Annotated in this window: 15 protein-coding genes; 9 read left to right on the top strand and 6 right to left on the bottom strand. The window is 62.8% G+C overall.

What is annotated here, in order from left to right:
- Positions 1-24: 24 nt before the first annotated feature.
- On the bottom strand, positions 25-1767 hold the full coding sequence (locus PQ467_RS11575; protein WP_274173554.1) for a histidine kinase dimerization/phospho-acceptor domain-containing protein: 1743 nt from the start codon (positions 1765-1767) through the stop codon (positions 25-27).
- 309 nt (positions 1768-2076) lie between these two features.
- Here PQ467_RS11575 and PQ467_RS11570 point away from each other — a divergent pair, with 309 nt between their 5' ends.
- Positions 2077-2544: an Lrp/AsnC family transcriptional regulator gene (locus PQ467_RS11570; RefSeq protein ID WP_168602778.1), complete on the top strand. Its 468-nt coding sequence runs from the start codon at positions 2077-2079 to the stop codon at positions 2542-2544.
- Positions 2545-2825: 281 nt separating this feature from the next.
- Here PQ467_RS11570 and PQ467_RS11565 read toward each other — a convergent pair whose 3' ends face one another.
- Complete coding sequence (locus PQ467_RS11565; protein ID WP_274173553.1) at positions 2826-4337, bottom strand: acetyl-CoA hydrolase/transferase family protein; 1512 nt, start codon at positions 4335-4337, stop codon at positions 2826-2828.
- Positions 4338-4741: 404 nt separating this feature from the next.
- Here PQ467_RS11565 and PQ467_RS11560 point away from each other — a divergent pair, with 404 nt between their 5' ends.
- The 6 genes from PQ467_RS11560 to PQ467_RS11535 all read left to right on the top strand — a co-directional run bounded on the left by PQ467_RS11560 (position 4742) and on the right by PQ467_RS11535 (position 10869).
- Positions 4742-5713, top strand: a complete 972-nt coding sequence (locus PQ467_RS11560; RefSeq protein WP_274173552.1) for a GGDEF domain-containing protein — start codon at positions 4742-4744, stop codon at positions 5711-5713.
- Positions 5714-5931: 218 nt separating this feature from the next.
- Positions 5932-8163 (top strand): putative bifunctional diguanylate cyclase/phosphodiesterase, encoded by a 2232-nt coding sequence (locus PQ467_RS11555; protein WP_274173551.1) that lies wholly within the window; start codon positions 5932-5934, stop codon positions 8161-8163.
- A gap of 117 nt (positions 8164-8280) precedes the next feature.
- Positions 8281-8994 (top strand): SDR family oxidoreductase, encoded by a 714-nt coding sequence (locus PQ467_RS11550; protein ID WP_274173550.1) that lies wholly within the window; start codon positions 8281-8283, stop codon positions 8992-8994.
- Between the two features lie 11 nt (positions 8995-9005).
- A complete protein-coding gene (locus PQ467_RS11545) occupies positions 9006-9605 on the top strand; it encodes an EthD family reductase (RefSeq protein ID WP_274173549.1) in 600 nt (199 codons plus the stop codon).
- A gap of 171 nt (positions 9606-9776) precedes the next feature.
- Positions 9777-10409, top strand: a complete 633-nt coding sequence (locus tag PQ467_RS11540) for a response regulator transcription factor (protein ID WP_274173548.1) — start codon at positions 9777-9779, stop codon at positions 10407-10409.
- A 19-nt stretch (positions 10410-10428) separates the two neighbouring features.
- Positions 10429-10869 carry a BLUF domain-containing protein gene (locus PQ467_RS11535; RefSeq protein WP_274173547.1) on the top strand — a complete coding sequence of 147 codons (441 nt, stop codon included), beginning with the start codon at positions 10429-10431 and terminating at the stop codon, positions 10867-10869.
- Between the two features lie 24 nt (positions 10870-10893).
- Here the strand turns inward: PQ467_RS11535 and sciP are convergent, their stop codons facing one another.
- Positions 10894-11214: a CtrA inhibitor SciP gene (gene sciP, locus PQ467_RS11530; RefSeq protein WP_274173546.1), complete on the bottom strand. Its 321-nt coding sequence runs from the start codon at positions 11212-11214 to the stop codon at positions 10894-10896.
- Between the two features lie 187 nt (positions 11215-11401).
- Between sciP and PQ467_RS11525 the strand changes: the two genes are divergently transcribed.
- Positions 11402-12820 (top strand): class II fumarate hydratase, encoded by a 1419-nt coding sequence (locus PQ467_RS11525; protein WP_274173545.1) that lies wholly within the window; start codon positions 11402-11404, stop codon positions 12818-12820.
- A gap of 12 nt (positions 12821-12832) precedes the next feature.
- Here the strand turns inward: PQ467_RS11525 and PQ467_RS11520 are convergent, their stop codons facing one another.
- From PQ467_RS11520 to PQ467_RS11510, 3 genes are all read right to left on the bottom strand, one after another.
- A complete protein-coding gene (locus PQ467_RS11520; protein ID WP_274176146.1) occupies positions 12833-13684 on the bottom strand; it encodes an SDR family oxidoreductase in 852 nt (283 codons plus the stop codon).
- Between the two features lie 78 nt (positions 13685-13762).
- Positions 13763-15013 carry an NRAMP family divalent metal transporter gene (locus PQ467_RS11515; RefSeq protein WP_274173544.1) on the bottom strand — a complete coding sequence of 417 codons (1251 nt, stop codon included), beginning with the start codon at positions 15011-15013 and terminating at the stop codon, positions 13763-13765.
- Between the two features lie 141 nt (positions 15014-15154).
- Complete coding sequence (locus tag PQ467_RS11510; protein WP_274173543.1) at positions 15155-15535, bottom strand: PRC-barrel domain-containing protein; 381 nt, start codon at positions 15533-15535, stop codon at positions 15155-15157.
- Between the two features lie 285 nt (positions 15536-15820).
- Here PQ467_RS11510 and PQ467_RS11505 point away from each other — a divergent pair, with 285 nt between their 5' ends.
- Positions 15821-17008 (top strand): zinc-dependent alcohol dehydrogenase, encoded by a 1188-nt coding sequence (locus PQ467_RS11505; protein WP_274173542.1) that lies wholly within the window; start codon positions 15821-15823, stop codon positions 17006-17008.
- Positions 17009-17065 lie beyond the last annotated feature (57 nt).

Raw genomic sequence — 17065 nt, 5'->3', positions numbered from 1 at the left:
CGGGCCCCCTGCCGCGCAAAGCAATCAAGCCACCGGCGTTTCACACGCCTCGGGCCTGATTTCAGGTACTTGGCTAAGGTTAACGATCGGTAGGGTCAAGCCCGGTAATGTAAGCAAAAGTTGCTGATGCTGGCGGGTCAGGCTGCCCCCGGCAGCTCGCGCCTCGGCGGCGGCAAGACGCAGCGCAAAGCCGGTGCCGAACATGCCCGCGCCGGGCTGATGCGTTGCGGGGGCGGCGCCGTGAAACAGCTCCTCGTCACTCAGGCCCGCCAGCGATTGCGGCAAGGTGAAGCTGGCGAGGATCGTGTCGGCGCGATGCTCCAGCCGGATGGCCATGGGTTCTCCCGCCTTGCCATTGCCCGCCAGCGTGGCCAGCAGGCGCCAGCACAGCCGCTCCGCCTCGGTCCCGTCCAGCGCAACGGGGCGGGGGCGCTCATGCCCCTCTAGCCGCAATGCAGGAGCGCGCGCATCGCTCGCCAGGCGCGACACGAGCACGTCGAGCGCGGCGGCCAGATCGCATTCGCCTCGAGCCAGCGCCAAGCTGCCGCTTTCCAGCCTTGCATAGCGGTCAAGTTCCTCAAACCCGGCCAGCATCAGCGCGCTGTCGGCCGCAACGACGGCGGCCAGAGCGCGATACTCATGCGGCGTGGGGCCGAACAATTGCTGCTGGATCACCTCGGCAAAGCCCTGAATGGCATTGACCGGCGTGCGCAATTCATGGAGCAACTGGCGAAGGCGGTCGGTTTCGCTGTCCTGCGCCGGGGCGGCGGGGGCGGGCGATACGGCCATCGTCGCGGGCCGCCGAAACCGGCCGAGATGGCCGATGTAGCGCCCGCCCAGCGGATCGAAGCGCGGCACGGCATCCACCTGCCACTCACCCGCAATGGCCGGAGCGCCCGAGAGCGTGATCATCACCGCGCGGAAGGGTTGGTGCAGGCGGACCGCATTGGCGCCCGGCCCATTGCCGCCCAGCCCATAGCCGACCACCATCGGCGCAACCCGCGCCTCGGCCCAGACGATGCGGCCTTCGCCATCGCTGGCAAAATCGAAGGACTGGATGGGCTGGCCCGGTCTGGTCTTTTTGGGCGGGGCCGGGCGGTTGGCCTCTGCGGCCATATTGTTTTCGCGCGCCTGACGAAAGGCTTCGATTCGGCGGACCAGCGCGCCGATCGTATCCTCGGCCACGGGGGCCGATGTCTGATAGGCCGATGCTCGTGGCGGGCTGACCGGCGCGGCGGGGGGAGGCGGGGCCGGAGGAGAGGACGCACGCGCTTCGGCGAGAGGTTTGGCGGCCACAGGCTCTGGCGCGGCGGTGTTTGATGCGGGCGCGGCCGCCAGAGCGGGATCGCCGATGCCGAGTCGCGCCAGCAGCGCCCGCGCGCCCGGCCCAAGATCACGCCGCATCCCCAGCGTCCCGCGCGAGGCCAGCGGCAGCGCGGGAATGAGGTCCACCCATTGTTCATCGCTCAATTGCGCGGCGTGGAGCGCGGCGAGCGACACCACCGGTTCGGCCCCCGCAAGCGTGGCCACCAGACGGGGCGCGCGCAGACGCAGACCGGGCTGGCGCAGGATGGCCGCGCGATCTGCCGCCGGAATCCGGCCGCCCAGCTCACCAAGGCGGATATAGGCCAGATCCACCATCTCGCCCTGTTCCTCAACCGGCAGCGTGCCCAGCAGGTCCAGCAATTGCCGGAACTGAATGCGCGCGACGCCTTGCCCGACTGGCGTCAGGCGAAGGGCGGTGGCAAGGCGGTCGTCATAGCGCATGGTTGTGTGTATCAGCAGTTATGGTGTTTCAGGTGGCCTTTCCAAGCCAATACGGTGTTAAATCCTAGCGAGAGGTTAGGATTGCGTGCGGAACCTGTGTACAACTTTATGGTGCACCTTATCATACCTGCGCGCAGGCGAAAGCACGTAGCGCGGTGGCGTTGCAATGTGGGACGATTGCGGCCATAGATAATAATATTAGCACGGCCCGCAACAGATGGGCTGATTCTTTCATCTTTGGCGACCCAGCCGACAGGAAGGGTCTTTCCGCCGCGATCCGCGGGCCGCAATTGGGGAATTTCCGGGCTTATGGCCAACCTTGATCAGATCGACCGGCGCTTGCTGGCCGAATTGCAGGACGAGGGCCGCGTTACCAATGTCGAATTGGCCCAACGCGTCGGGCTCACCGCGCCGCCTTGCCTGCGCCGGGTGCGCGCATTGGAGGAGGAAGGGGTCATCCGCGGCTATCACGCCGAGCTGGATGGGGCCAAGCTGGGCTTTTCGATCACTGTCTTCGCCATGGTCTCGCTAAAAAGCCAGGCCGAGGAAGCGTTGCGCGGGTTCGAGGACCATGTGCGCGGCCTGCCCGAAGTGCGCGAATGCCATATGCTGAATGGCGAAATCGACTTCATCCTCAAAATCGTCAGCCGCGATCTGCAAAGCTTTCAGGAATTCCTGACCAGCAAGCTGACTCCTGCGCCCAATGTAGCCAGTGTGAAAACCTCGCTGACGATTCGCACGTCGAAGCATTTGCCGGGGGTGCCGTTGGAGGATTGAGGCTGGGGGCTTTAGAATGCCTCCGGCGGGCTAAGGGACTTGTCCCTTAGCAATCCCATGATGGGGTGGCGTGAAATGGCGGCCTTGTGCCGGCTCCAGAATGATTAAAGCCTGCGGCGCTATCATAGGCGCCGCAGGCTTTTAATTTTCAACGCCGCACCCCAAACCCAAGGCCGAGCCAGAACGCGACGAATACAGTATGGGGATTGCAAAGGGTCGAGACCCTTTGCCCGCCGGAGGCACATAACACCCCGCCGGAGGCATAAAACACCCCGCCGAAGTTAAACCTTCATCGACCCCGTCTCGATAAACCGCTGATGCCAGCTCAACGCTTCACCGGGCAGCGAGGGCGCATGCAGCCCATAGGAGCCCTTGAGCGCGCGATCATAATAATCGGCCAGCATCGGGCGGAAGTCGGGGTGAGCGCAGTTCTGGATGATGGCCAGCGCGCGCTGCTTTGGCGACAGGCCGCGCAGGTCCGCAAGGCCTTGTTCGGTCACGACCACCTGAACGTCTTGGGCGATATGGTCCACGTGGGCGACTTGCGGCACGATGGCGCTGATCTTTCCGCCCTTGGCGGTGCTGGGCGTCATGAAGATCGAGACATAGGCGTTGCGGGCAAAGTCGCCGCTGCCGCCGATGCCGTTCTGGATGCGGCTGCCCATGACATGGGTGGAGTTCACATTGCCATAGATGTCGGCCTCGATCAGGCCGTTCATGGCGATACAGCCAAGGCGGCGGATCAGCTCGGGATGGTTGCTGATTTCCTGCGGGCGCAGGATCATCTTTTCCCGGTAGGCCGCCATGTTGCTGTTCATCCGCTCGGCCGCTTCGGGGCTCAGCGAGAAAGAGGTGGCCGAGGCCATGCGCAGCTTGCCCGCGTCGAGCAGGTCGATCATGCCGTCCTGAATCACCTCGGTATAGGAGGTGAGGTTTTCAAACGGGCTGTTGACCAGACCCGACAGCACCGCATTGGCGATATTGCCCACGCCCGATTGCAGCGGCAGCAGGTTTTCCGGCATCCGCCCCTGCTTGACCTCATTGGCGAGGAAATCGAGCAGATGGCCCGCGATGCGCAGCGCCGTTTCGCCCGGCGCGTCAAAGGGCAGGTTGCGGTCGGGCGCGTCGGTTTCGACAATCGCCACGATCTTGTCTGGATCGCATTGCAGCGTGGGCTGGCCAATGCGGTCATCCGGGCGGGTCAGGGGGATCGGCACGCGATGCGGGGGCAGGCGGGTGCCGTAATAGATGTCGTGCATCCCCTCCAGCTCGGCTGCCTGCCAGCTGTTCACCTCAAGGATGATGCGGTCGGCGCGGTCGAGCCAGGTCTTGTTGTTGCCTACCGACGAGGAGGGCACAAGGCTGCCGTCGGCGTTGATGGCGGTCACTTCGACCAGCGCCACGTCGAGCGGGCCAAGGAAGCCCTGCCACGCCATCGGCGCCACCTGGCTGAGGTGCATGTCGAAATAGTCCATCTGGCCGGCGTTGATCTTTTCGCGGGCGATGGGGTCGGAATTATAGGGCAGGCGGAATTCGATGCCATCGGCCTTGGCCAGTGCGGCGTCCAGCTCCGGCCCTGTCGAGGCGCCGGTCCACACGCGCACCTGAAACGGATCGCCCGCACGGTGGGCTTCCTCGATGCGCGCGGCCAGCGCGGGCGGCACCGCCTTGGGATAACCCGAACCGGTAAATCCGCTCATGCCGACCGTGTCGCCCGGATTGATCAGGGCGGCGGCCTGTTCGGCGCTGGTGATGCGGGATTTGAGCGTTTGATGGGCAATGCGCGCAGACATGGCGAGGGCTTCTCCTGCGATTGTGTTGGCCCGACAATGGGATAGTGATCCGGGAACAAAGCCGTGGACCGTCGGGGTGGCCCGGCGCATGCGCCCGGCTGCGCCTCTTTGCAAGCGAGTCGGGACCCTATTAGACCAATGTATTGGGTCTTTGGTACAAGCGCTAAACCCTTAGGGTGTAGCGATATGGTTAAAGCTTTTTTCCCACAAATAAGGGAATCTTGTTGCAGGGGGCATGGCGCATTTGAAGGAACCTTCGTTCTAATCGGGCAGGAGTGCAATCGTTACTCACAAAGGATTCAGCTTTGCGCTTGTTCAAGTTGGCTTCGGCCTCCTCCGCTGAATTTGATAATATGTCGCAAAACCTTGATGCAACGTCCTTGAACGACGTGCGCAGGGAACAATTGATTGATCGTATTAAAGAATTCTTCGTCGAGAATAAACTGGAAGTAACGCCGGAAAACCTGCTGGCGGTCCATGCCGCCTATTCGGGATCCTCGCCTCGGCTGGCGCGCAAATTCTGCGTCATGCGGGAAGAGAACCGGATGATCACGCAGGCCTGGCTGGATCAGGTGACGGAGAAGGAAGAGGATGTGGCGTTGCGCGAGAATGCGCAGCAAATGCTTAATCGATTAAATTCCCGCCTTGAGGTGTTCACCAGCACGGCGGCGCGCGCGCGCAGCGATTCGGGTTCTTACCACGCCGCTTTGGAGCAGGTGGTGAGCGTTCTGCCCGGTGCGGAAGGGGGTGAGTTTGTCGCCAGCCTTGCCGAATTGACCCGCGCGATGATCGAGCGGACGCATCTTTTGGAAGAAAGCATGCGGCGCAGCGAAGAAGAGGCGACCGCCCTGCGCAAAAGCCTCGACCGTGCCAAGCGCGACGCTCATGTCGATCACCTGACCGGCCTGCCCAACCGCCGCGCCTTCGAGGCGGTTCTGGAGAGCGAATATCGCGAGGCGCAGGCGCATATCGAGCCGCTCTGTCTGGCCTTTTGCGACATCGACCATTTCAAGCGCATCAACGACACCCATGGCCATGAAGCCGGCGATCGTGTCATTCAGGCCATTGCCCAAACGCTTCAGCGCCTTTCGGATGACAAATGCCATGTGGCGCGCCATGGCGGGGAAGAATTTGTCATGTTGTTTCGTGACAAAACGCCCGCACAAGTCTTTCAATTGCTGGACGATGCGCGCGAACAACTGGCAGGGCGCAATTTTGTCAATCGCAAGAGCGATTTACCCATTGGGCGCATTACGTTTTCGGGTGGAGTGGCCAATGTTTTTGCCTATGCCAACGCCCGTGTTGCGCTTGAGGCGGCCGATGCGGCGCTGTATCGGGCCAAACGTGGCGGGCGCAACCAGATTTGTGTCGCGTAAAACGCCGCATCCATTATTTGGGCTGAATTATAGCATGAAATACAGCGTCCTTGATCGGGGGCTGCATCCATTTTGGAGTACTGCATGATTGCACCTAGGCGCTAATGCGGACTAGCGTGGAAGGCGATTTTGAAAGTACATTTATTAAATCGCTTTCCGCGAAAAAGATTCTCCGCATGTTTTGATAAATCAACGCCAACGGAAGGCTTACGCTGGTCATGATCAACTCCAAGACCCCTCGCGCCGAGAAGGCTGGCGCCGGAGTCTATGGCCCGGTCATCGCCCTGGCCGTTGGAGTATTGGCGGTGTTGTCGCTGGTGGTGTCGGTCATGGTCAATCAATTTGACGATGTCGCCCTCTCGATGCAGACCCAGACCGCCGAGCGGGGCTATCGCAACCGATTGACCAACTTTGCCGCCATGGTTCAGCCGCGGCTGGAATCGGGGGATGCGCTGCGTCATTTGACGGGCACGTTTGATCCGGCCTGGGTCGAGAGCAATCTGGCGCGCTATTTTCTGGATCGCAACAATATCACCCGCTTGATTGTGGTGGACGGGCGCAACCGGCCGGTGTTCTTTGCCGTCGATGGCCACCGCGTCGATCCCGGCGCGATCAGCCCCGCCTATGCCGCCGCCATGGCCGGACTGTTGAGCCAGACCCGCATCGCGGAGGCCACGATCCCGGCCAGCAAGGTCGATGCCTTGCCGGCGCCGATCCAGTTCACCAATATCCTGTTCTCCGACAATCAGTTGTATATCATGACCTCGACGCTGGTGCGCGCGCGTGCGGGCGCGGTCGGTGCGCCGGTGGTGGTGACCATGGCGCCGGTGGATCACTCCGTGCTCTCGATCTTTGGCGTGGGCAAAATGGTCAACAATTTCCGCGTCACCACCGATCTGAACACGGACAGCAAGACGGCGGTCCTCCCGCTTCAGGATCTGAGCGGCAAGGTGGTGGCGGGGCTGGCATGGGATCGCCGCAATCCGGGCAGCGACCTGTTGGTGCGGCTGATGTGGCCGATGGTGGCCATGCTGCTGCTGCTGCTGCTGCTGGGCGCCAGCCTTGCGCGCCAGACGCATCGCTATGCGCGCGGTCTGATCCTGTCCGAGGCGCGGGCGCGCCATCTGGCTTTCCACGACACGCTGACGCAATTGCCCAATCGGGCGCTGATGTTTGAACGGCTTAATCAACTGCGCTCTCTGGCGCGGCGTTCGGGCATGGATGTGGCGGTGCTGTGCCTTGATCTCGATCGGTTCAAGGAGGTTAACGACACGCTTGGCCATCCGGCGGGCGACACGCTGATCCGGGCGGCGGCGCGCCGCCTGTCCGATATGCTGCGCGAAACCGACACGGTGGCGCGCCTTGGCGGCGATGAGTTTGTCATCCTGCAACCGCATTCCGGTGCGGCCGGTGCGGCGCATTTGAGCGAGCGTATCATCAATGCCTTTTCGCGGCCCTTTGATATTGATGGCCAGATGGTCGAGATCGGCTGCTCGATCGGCATCACCATCATCAACGACCCCGAGATTTCGGCCAGCGAGGTGCTGCGTCAGGCCGATCTGGCGCTCTATTGCTCCAAGGAAAAGGGTCGCAATCGGGCCACTTTCTTTGAAACGGAAATGGATGTCGCGCTGCGCGTCCGGCGCCAATTGGAAATGGACCTGCGCGAAGCGCTCAACGAAGACATGCTGCACATGGTCTATCAGCCGCAGGTGGACGCCTATGGCCGCATGCGCGGGGTTGAGGCGCTGGTGCGGTGGAACCACCCGGAAAAGGGCCTGATCCCGCCCAATGCCTTTGTCGTGCTGGCCGAGGAAAGCGGGCTGATCGCGCAATTGGGCGCCTTTATCGTCGGGCGGGTGTTTGCCGAAACGCGCAATTGGCATGGCGTGCCGGTGGCCATCAATGTGTCGGCGCTGCAATTGCGGACGCCCAATTTCATGACAATGATCAGCCGCCTTGTGGCCGAACACGCTATCGATCCGCGCCAGTATGAATTCGAGATCACCGAAACCGTGCTGCTGGGTGATGATGCGGCCACGCGCGACAATATCGCCACGCTCAAGCAGGAAGGCTTTGCCATCGCGCTCGACGATTTCGGCACGGGCTATTCCAGCCTGTCCTCGCTGCAGCGTTTTGCTGTGGACCGGATCAAGATCGACCGCGCCTTTGTCCGCAATCTGGATGACGAGGATGAGGATGCCGTGCGTCTCATTCAGGCGATTATCCAATTGGCGCAGGCGCTGGATCTCGACGTGATCGCCGAAGGCGTGGAAACCGAGGGCCAGCGCGCCCGGCTGCTGCAATGCGGTTGTGACCAGTTTCAGGGCTTCCTGTTCTCCCGCCCGATCAGCGCGGAGGCCGTTGCCCAACTGATCGAGACACCCGCTCCGCTGGGGCCGGTTTATCCCCCCTCGGTCGTGGCCTCCTCGGGTCAGGCGCGCGCCTAGGCGCCCACCAGCATTGGCGAGGAAGGCGATCAGGCATCGCTAATGTGCAGTCATAGCCATCGCCGGTCCGCGCGATGCGTGCCACCGCCTTGGGCCAATCGGCACAGGGAGAGGCGCATGTTCGATTTTGCAGGGCAACGGATTTTGGTGGCTGGCGGCAGCTCCGGCATCGGATTGGCGAGCGCCCAAATGGCCGCGCAATATGGGGCGCAAGTGACCATAGCCGCGCGTTCACCGGAGCGACTGACCAAGGCCGTCGCGCAGATCGGGCATGGCGCGCAGCATGCCGTGCTCGACCTGATCGATGCGGAGGCTGTGGCGCGATTTGGCGAAACCTCGGGCATCTGGGACCACATCATTGTGACCGGATCGGATGTGAAGATCGCCCCGGTGCGCGACCTGCCTCTGCCCGATGCGCGGCAGGCCTTCGACAGCAAGTTCTGGGGATTTTATCATCTGGCCCGCTCGGCCCGGATCGCGCCGGGCGGGTCGCTCTCGGTGGTTGCGGGCTTTCTGGCCACGCGGCCGGTGGCGGGGCGCGCGCTGATGGGGGCGATCAATGGCGCGCTCGAAAGTCTGGTGCAGGGGCTGGCGCTCGAACTCAAACCGGTGCGAGTCAATGCGGTGTCCCCGGCCGTGGTGGCGGGCGGCATGTGGTCGCATATGAGCCAGGAGGATCAGGCCGCCATGTATGCCCGGATCGGCGCGACCTATCCGGCGGGCCGGGTGGGCGCGGGCGAGGAAATTGCCCGTCAACTGCTGCTGCTGGCCGCGACCGGCTATGCCACCGGCACGATTGTCACGCTGGATGGCGGCGCCTCCATCGCCTGAAGGGAGCAGCCATGTTCAAAAGGATGTCGGTGCTGGTCCGGCGTGAGGGCGATACGCGGGAGCAATTCTTGCAGGGATGGCTGCGCCATGGGCGCTTCATTGCCGATCTGCCGGGGCTGCGCGGCTATGTTCAGAACCATGTCGTAGAAGAGTTCGCCATGCCGGGCGCGCCGTTCCTGCGCGCCGATGGCTTTGTCGAGCTGCAATTTGACAATCCCGAGGCGATGGCGCTCGCCTTTACCAGCCCAGCCGCGCGCGCCATGGCCGATGATGAGCCCAATTTTCTCGGCCATGGATCGGGCTATGCCCTGCGCGCCGATACAGGGCTGGGCGATGCCGAGGCGGGGGATAAGTTGATCGTGGCCTTGGGAGAGGGGGATGGCGCGGCGCGGATCGACGCCCTCGGTCTGCCGGGTTTAATCCGCGATGATGTCGCCGAATTGATTGCCAAGCCGGGCATGGCGCCGCCGCAGCCGGTTTCGTCTTTTTGTCACATCTTTGGCGTTGACCCGGCTGGCGCTCGCCAAACCGCCGATGCCATTGCGCGTGTCGTAGCCGATGCCCCACTGCCGCTTGCGATTTTCCGCGTCAAAACCGTGCGTTTTGCCTGAAAGGCCCGGCGGGCCAAAGCTGTCTCATCGGGAGAAACGCGGCGCTGTCAAGCTTCCCGTTGCCGGGCCTACCGTAGTGCTACGGTATCTTATGCCGGGGATGGGTTTTAACTTTGCTTCCACGTAAAAATCAGTATTCCCGGTTGATCTGGGCTTGGATTGAGCAAAGTCGTGTTCAAAAACCGCGTGGCCTATATCGTAGATAGCGATGCGTCCTATCGGCGACGGTTCGCCCTGGCTTTGCGGCATCAGGGGCTGGAGACGCGAGCCTTTTCCTCAGGCGACGATCTGATCGAGGCGGCCTCCTATCTTCCGTCCGGTTGCGTGCTGCTGGCCGTTCGCCATCAGGACAGCGGGGGGCTGGATACGATCCGCGCCCTGCTGGCCCAGCGCTCGGACATGCCGGTCATCGTCATGTGCGTCGATCCCACGATCCGCGAGGCCGTTCAGGCGCTGCGGGCCGGGGCGGTCGATTGCCTGACCATTCCCTGTCCCATGGCCAAGGTGCGGCTGGCATTGGACTATGCCTATGAAATCCTGCCCGCAAAGGTGGCCCAGCAGCAGTTCATCGGCGAGGCCGCCGCCCTTCGTGCCCATCTGACCCCAAGGGAGGAGGATGTGCTCAAACGGATCGTGACGGGCATGACCAATCGGCAGATTGCCGACGATCTGCAGATCGGCGTGCGGACGGTGGAAATGCATCGCGGCAACATCATGCAGAAATTGCGCATGGATAATCTCGTCGCCCTGATCCGGTTTGCCACCTTGGCCGGGATTGCCGGTTCGGATGAAGATGCGGCATGAAAACAGGAGCGCCCGTCCCATGACTCATCCGGCGCCGCATCGCTTCGGTCTGGTCGGCTGGCTTTATGCCAGTCGCTGCGCCTTGCCTGCGGCTTGGGCGCAGCGGGCGGTTGATGCGATTGTCGAACAATCCATCGCGCGCAACGCCTCGATGAATGTGACGGGCGCCCTGCTGTTCACCGGATCGCGCTTTGTCCAGTTTCTGGAAGGCCCCGCCGAGAGTCTCGCGGCCCTTCGGCGCAATGTGCTGGCCGACCGGCGCCATCATCACATCGTCACATTCCTGAGCGGCGGCCGGGCCGAACGGGTGTTCAGCAATTGGTCGCTGGCCTATGCGGGGCCTTCGCTGTTCGTGGCGGACAAGGTTGAAAACCTGCTACATACAGGCGTGAAGAATACCGCCGAGATGATCGACCTGCTCGAACAGTTCGTGATGATTTCCGAGGCGAAGAACTCCTGACGCCCGACAGGGCGACGGCGATCATCACGCCGGTTCGTCATCATGGCCGCTGCGCAATTGGCGCTGATGGAGATCGCGATAGTGCTGGGCTCTGGTTGCGCGCAGGCCGTTCAGGCCGTTGCGGTGGACGGCGCGCTGCCAACTGGCAAATTCCTCCAACGAAAGGGCATAGCGGCTGCATGCCTCGGCCGCGGTCAGCAGCCCGCCATTGACGGCCGCCACCACCTCGGCTTTGCGCCGAGGAACCCAGCGGCGCGTTTCGGGCGAGGGCAAGGTTTGGAGCGTGAGTGTTTCGCCCAGAGGCCCAAGCACCGAGGCCGGGCGGGTTTTTTGATCGTCAGCCATGCGGCACCTCCGCCCATAGCTTGCCTTGCCAATGCTTCATCCATGCCTAAGCCGAATATGCGGCTTGTACGGTAAGGCGCGCAAAAATCGATGTAAAATTCGGCCTCCCATTTGCGCTTGATGGGCAGGAATGGCAGGATGAAGCGCGCGGCATGACCGGCCGCGCTGTTGCGGAGGCTGCTTTCCCATGACTTCCCCCGATACGTTCGCCCGCTTTCGGATGGAAAGCGACAGCATGGGGGCCATCGAGGTTCCCGCCGACGCCTATTGGGGCGCGCAGACCCAGCGCAGCCTGACCAACTTTGCTTTCCCGCCGACCGAACGGATGCCGCTGCCCATCATCCATGCGCTGGCGGTCATCAAGCTGGCGGCCTGCCGTGTCCATCGGCGCCATGGTCTGGACCCTGCGCTGGCCGATGCCATCGAAACCGCCGCGCGCGAGGTGATTGATGGCGCGCATGACGATCAATTCCCGCTGGCGATCTGGCAGACAGGGTCGGGCACGCAGACCAACATGAACGTCAACGAGGTGATCGCCGGGCGGGCCAATGAGATGCTGACCGGACAGCGCGGCGGCAAGGCGCCGGTCCACCCCAATGACCATGTGAACCGGGGCCAGTCCTCCAATGACAGCTTTCCCTCCGCGCTGCATATCGCAATCCGGCGGACGATGGTGGAGCAATTCAGCCCCGCGCTCGATCGGCTTTATGACGATTTGCGCGGCAAACAGGAGCGCTGGTCCGATGTGGTCAAAATCGGGCGGACCCATCTTCAGGATGCCGTGCCGCTGACGCTGGGACAGGAATTTTCCGGCTATGCCGCGCAGATCGACCGTGCGCGCGAGGCGATTGGCCATGCGGGCGAGGCATTGTGGGAACTGGCGCAGGGCGGGACAGCGGTCGGCACCGGGCTGAATGCCCCGGCGGGTTTTCGCGCGGCGGTCATCGCGGAAATCGGGCAATTGACCGGCTTGCCCTTCCGGCCTGCGCGCAACAGTTTCGAGGCGTTGGCCAGCCGTGACGCGCTGGTGGGGCTTCAGGGGGCGTTGGTGCAATTGGCCGGCGCGCTCACCAAGATTGCCAATGACATCCGCCTGATGGCATCGGGGCCGCGCGCGGGGCTGGGCGAATTGCTGCTGCCCGAAAACGAGCCGGGCAGTTCGATCATGCCCGGCAAGGTCAATCCGACGCAATGCGAAATGATGGCCATGGTCTGCGCTCAGGTGATCGGCAACGGCATGGCCACCACTGTCGGCGGGATGCAGGGGCATCTCGAACTCAACACCTTCATGCCGCAGATCGGGTCGAATGTGCTGCGCTCGGTCACGTTGCTGGGTTGCGCGATGGATGGGTTTGTTGCCCATGCGCTGGCCGGGATGCAGCCTGATCGTGAAAGGCTGGGCCGCCTTGTTGACCTCTCGCTGATGCTGGTGACGGCGCTGGTGCCCCATATGGGCTATGAGAAGGCCGCCGGGATCGCCAAGGACGCCCATAAACGCGGCATCGCCCTGCGTCAGGCGGCGCTGGAAAGCGGGCTTGTCGATGCAGAAACCTATGACCGCCTGATGCGCCCGCAGGATATGATCGGGGATCATCCTGCGGGCTGATAGGGTCATGGCTCAGCCGTTGATAATGATGCCGCCATTGGGGTGCAGGACTTGCCCCGACATATAGCTGGAATCCTCGCAGGCCAGAAACAGGAAGGCGGGCGCGACCTCATTGGGCTGTCCGGCACGGCCCATCGGCGTTGATTCGCCAAAATGCCTGACCTTTTCCGGGTCCGCCCCGCCAAAGGGGTTGAGCGGGGTCCAGATTGGTCCCGGCGCCACGGCATTGACCCGTATGCCCTCCTTCACCAGATTTTCCGACAGCGAGCGCGTAAAGGCCGTGATCGCCCCTTTGGTCGCGCTGTAATCCAGCAGGTTCTTGCTGCCCGCATAGCCGGTGACAGAGGTGGTGTTGATGATGGCCGCGCCTTGGCCCAGATGCGGGCGGACGGCCTGAACCATATAGAACATGGCGAATATGTTGGTCTGGAAAGTGCGCAGCAACTGGGCTTCGGTAATGTCGGTGATGTTCGCGTCGGGATGCTGCTCGCCCGCATTATTGACCAGAATGTCGATGCGGCCCAAACCGTCGATGATCTGGCGGACCAGCGCGTCACAAACTGATTTGTCGCCGATATCGGCCCGGATGGTCAAGGCGCGCCGCCCCTCGGCCTCGACGATGCGCCGGGTTTGCGCCGCATCCTCCTCCTCCATCAGATGGATGATGGCAATATCGGCCCCTTCGCGCGCAAAGAGCGCCGCCACCGCCCGCCCGATGCCGCTGTCGCCGCCGGTTATCACCGCGACCTTGCCTTGCAAGCGGCCCGATCCGGGATAGCGCGGCTGCCACTCGGGCTTGGGATCGAGTGCGTGCTCATTGCCGGGCAGGGCGTCTTCGTGGATCATGCTTTGGGTTTCGACCATCATCTTTCTCCTCTGCACAACCAACGGGTGGGCAGGGGCAATGTTCGCCCATGGGCAGGGGGCTGCCGCGCTTCAGGCTCACCCTGACGTAAAAGGCATGGCGACTACCGCCGCCGCCATGACGGCGGTGGTGAACCATCCGGCAATTCGCAGCATAGGCGGCGCGACAAAACGCCCCATGATGGCGGGGCGCGAAACAATATGCATCAGTGCGGCCAGCACCGGCACCGCCACGATCCCATTGATCACCGCGCTCCAGAACAGCGCCTTCATCGCGTTCAGGCCCAACCAGTCCATGGCCATGCCCAGCACCATGCCCAGCGTGATGATCAGATAGAAGGCGCGGGCATGCCAGGGCGTTTCCTGAAGGCTGGCCTTGCGCCCGGTGGCCTCGCAAATGGCATAGGCCGAGGCCCCGGCCAGCACGGGAATGGCCAAAAGCCCCGTGCCCACGATGCCCAGCGCAAAGACCGCAAAGGCCAGATCGCCCGCAACAGGTTGCAGCGCGCGTGCGGCATCGGCGGCCGAATTGATGTCTGTCTTGCCCGCATCATGCAAAGGAATCGCCGTGCCCAGCATGATCGAGAGCGCGATGATGTTCGATACGGCCATGCCGCTCCACGTGTCGATGCGGATGCGGGCAAAGGCGTCGGCGGCCTGATTGCCCGCCCGGCGCAGGGGGCGGCGTTCGCGCACCTGATGGATCTCCTCGACCTCCTGCGATGCCTGCCAGAAGAAGAGATAGGGGCTGATCGTGGTGCCCATGATCGCGACAATGGCGGTCAGGGCGGCGGCCCCGCTGATATGGGGCACGACCAGATCGTGCAGCGCGCCCAGCCAGTTCACCCGCACGATAAAGAGCAACGCGACATAGGCCAGCAATGTCAGCGTCATCCATTTGAGCAGCCGGGCATAGCGGTCATAGGGCACGAACAATTGCAGCAGCAGCGAGATAACCGCAAAGCCGATGGTGAAAGTGTGGCGACCCACGCCGCCAACCATGGCCGCGGCCTCCCCCATGGCCGAAAGGTCGGCGCCGATGTTGATCGTATTGGCGCCAAACAGCAGCAGCAGGATCACCGCCATCATCCAGCCCGGGAGCACCGCGCGCAGGCTGTGCGCAAGGCCATGGCCCGTGACCCGTCCCACCCGCGCGCAGACCAGTTGGACCGAGGCCATCAGCGGATAGGTGAACAGCATCGTCCAAAGCAGCGAGGTGCCAAATTGCGCGCCCGCTATGGCATAGGTGGCAATGCCGCTGGGATCATCATCGGCGGCCCCGGTAATCAGCCCCGGACCCAGCCTGTCCGCCAGCTTTGTTCTAGCCATGATGGGCTGCGATGCGCATGGGCGTCCTCTCCTTTATCGGGCAAGTATAGGGGCGGCACAAAAAGAAGGAAGCGGCGGCGATGGCGCGCTTCCTTCCTTTAACATTTATGCCTCGCCTTCCAAGACGCGGGCACGCCGTCCTCAGATATAGGTCAGGCCATAATGGTTAAAGATTTCACCATTATAATTCCTGTCATAGGTGGGCGTATCGGCCTCGCCATAATGGGGGGCGTTTTCCAACTGGGTCTTGTCGAGATTGACGATATAGCCCCCCTGCGCCGGATCATAGGTCAGCACCTGCCAGGGCAGGGGGTAATAATCGCTGCCCAATCCAAACAGGCCGCCGAATTGCAGAACCGCATAGTCGACCTTGCCGGAGCGCTTGTCGACCATGAAGTGGCTGATCGTGCCCAGTCGTTCGCCCGCCAGATTATAGACGACGGTGCCTTCGACCCGGTTGGAGGCAATCAGGTTTTGCGTGGCCAGGTTTTGGTTGGCGAAATCTTGTGTGCTTTCAAGCATCGTTACTCTCCAGAGCAAAGGGAACATGCCGGCGCGCTCAAGCTGCCTGACATCTGGGGAACGGGGCGCGGACGGGCTTGTTCCTCGCGGCATCGGGCTTGATCCTAACCTGGATTAGGAACTTGCCGAGGATCAACTCGCGATCCTGCTCGTTTATCCCATGATGGCCATGCCCCGGCATATTGGCCGTATCCGCCGATGATTGCGTCCGCCGATGGTCGCGTCAGGCACCGTCCGGCTTTCGCGGCATGCCTATGCTGGCACAGGGCGAGAGGAGTAATGATCATGCGTGCGCTGGTCTGGCATGACAAACGCGATGTGCGCGTTGAAACGGTTGAGGATCCCGGCATCATCAACCCGCGCGATGCGATCATTCGCGTCACCGCCGCCGGTATCTGCGGATCGGATCGGCAGATCTATGACGGGCTGTTTCCCGGCATGGTGGCGGGCGATATCCTTGGTCATGAATTCATGGGCGAGGTGGTTGAGGTCGGGGCCGCCTGTGGACTGCGGCGGGGGCAGCGGGTGGTGGTGCCCTCCACGATTGCCTGCGGGGGATGCTATCATTGCGCGCGCCAGCAATATTCCTGCTGCGATAACGGCAATCCGCCGGATAATCAGGATCTTGCCGCCATGATCTATGGCATGCCTGCGGCCGCGATCTTCGGGCATGGCCGGATGGCGGGCGGATATTCAGGCGGTCAGGCGGAATATGTCAGAGTGCCGTTTGCCGATACCGGGCCTATCGTGGTGCCCGATGATGTCGCCGACGAAAGGCTGCTGCTGCTGGCCGACACCTTGCCCGCCGGATGGCAGGCGGCCGAAAACGCCGACATCGAGCCGGGCGATACGGTTGCCGTCTGGGGCTGCGGGCCGGTCGGCCTTTGCGCGGTGCAGGCAGCCTGGCTGATGGGCGCGGAGCGGGTGATCGTCATTGATCATCATGCCCACCGTCTCGAACTGGCCCGGCGGTTGGGCGCTCAGGCGATCAATTTTGGCCGAACCCATGTTCATGAAGCGCTGCTCGATATGACCGGCGGGATGGGGCCGGATGCCTGCATCGATGCGGTGTGCATGAATGCGCATGGCACCTATTTTGAAGTCATCGCCGATCCGGTCAACAGCTCGATCTCACCCGCCCTTGATCAGGGCGATGTCGTCCATCAGGCGATCATCGCCTGTCGCAAGGGCGGCCGCCTGTCGATGCCGGGCTGCTATGGCGGAGCGGTTGATAAATTTCCGCTCGGCGCATTCATGCGCAAGGGCCTGACGCTTCGCAGCGGTCAGGCGGATGTGCAGCGCCATTTGCCGGGATTGCTGCGCCTTGTCCTTGATGGGCGCATCGATACCGCCATGCTCATCAGCCACCGCTATGACCTTGAGCAGGGCGCCGACGCCTATCTTCAATATCACTACGTCCGCAACGCGGTGAACAAGGTGATGCTGACCACGCAGACATACCGGCCGCGATGATCCCCATGCGCGGCAAGGCCGTGCCCATCGGTTTCCCGCATCATGGGCGCTTTCTCT

It is taken from the genome of Novosphingobium sp. KACC 22771, from assembly GCF_028736195.1.
Taxonomy (GTDB): Bacteria; Pseudomonadota; Alphaproteobacteria; order Sphingomonadales; family Sphingomonadaceae; genus Novosphingobium.
Note: the sequence above shows the minus strand (reverse complement) of the source record. Positions and strands in the feature narration are given on the sequence as shown.

Coding starts and splice junctions, on each gene's coding strand:
- PQ467_RS11575 (WP_274173554.1), bottom strand. CDS start 1,767: ATGCGCTATGACGACCGCCTTGCCACCGCCCTTCGCCTGACGCCAGTC.
- PQ467_RS11570 (WP_168602778.1), top strand. CDS start 2,077: ATGGCCAACCTTGATCAGATCGACCGGCGCTTGCTGGCCGAATTGCAG.
- PQ467_RS11565 (WP_274173553.1), bottom strand. CDS start 4,337: ATGTCTGCGCGCATTGCCCATCAAACGCTCAAATCCCGCATCACCAGC.
- PQ467_RS11555 (WP_274173551.1), top strand. CDS start 5,932: ATGATCAACTCCAAGACCCCTCGCGCCGAGAAGGCTGGCGCCGGAGTC.
- PQ467_RS11550 (WP_274173550.1), top strand. CDS start 8,281: ATGTTCGATTTTGCAGGGCAACGGATTTTGGTGGCTGGCGGCAGCTCC.
- PQ467_RS11545 (WP_274173549.1), top strand. CDS start 9,006: ATGTTCAAAAGGATGTCGGTGCTGGTCCGGCGTGAGGGCGATACGCGG.
- PQ467_RS11535 (WP_274173547.1), top strand. CDS start 10,429: ATGACTCATCCGGCGCCGCATCGCTTCGGTCTGGTCGGCTGGCTTTAT.
- sciP (WP_274173546.1), bottom strand. CDS start 11,214: ATGGCTGACGATCAAAAAACCCGCCCGGCCTCGGTGCTTGGGCCTCTG.
- PQ467_RS11525 (WP_274173545.1), top strand. CDS start 11,402: ATGACTTCCCCCGATACGTTCGCCCGCTTTCGGATGGAAAGCGACAGC.
- PQ467_RS11520 (WP_274176146.1), bottom strand. CDS start 13,684: ATGGTCGAAACCCAAAGCATGATCCACGAAGACGCCCTGCCCGGCAAT.
- PQ467_RS11515 (WP_274173544.1), bottom strand. CDS start 15,013: ATGGCTAGAACAAAGCTGGCGGACAGGCTGGGTCCGGGGCTGATTACC.
- PQ467_RS11510 (WP_274173543.1), bottom strand. CDS start 15,535: ATGCTTGAAAGCACACAAGATTTCGCCAACCAAAACCTGGCCACGCAA.
- PQ467_RS11505 (WP_274173542.1), top strand. CDS start 15,821: ATGCGTGCGCTGGTCTGGCATGACAAACGCGATGTGCGCGTTGAAACG.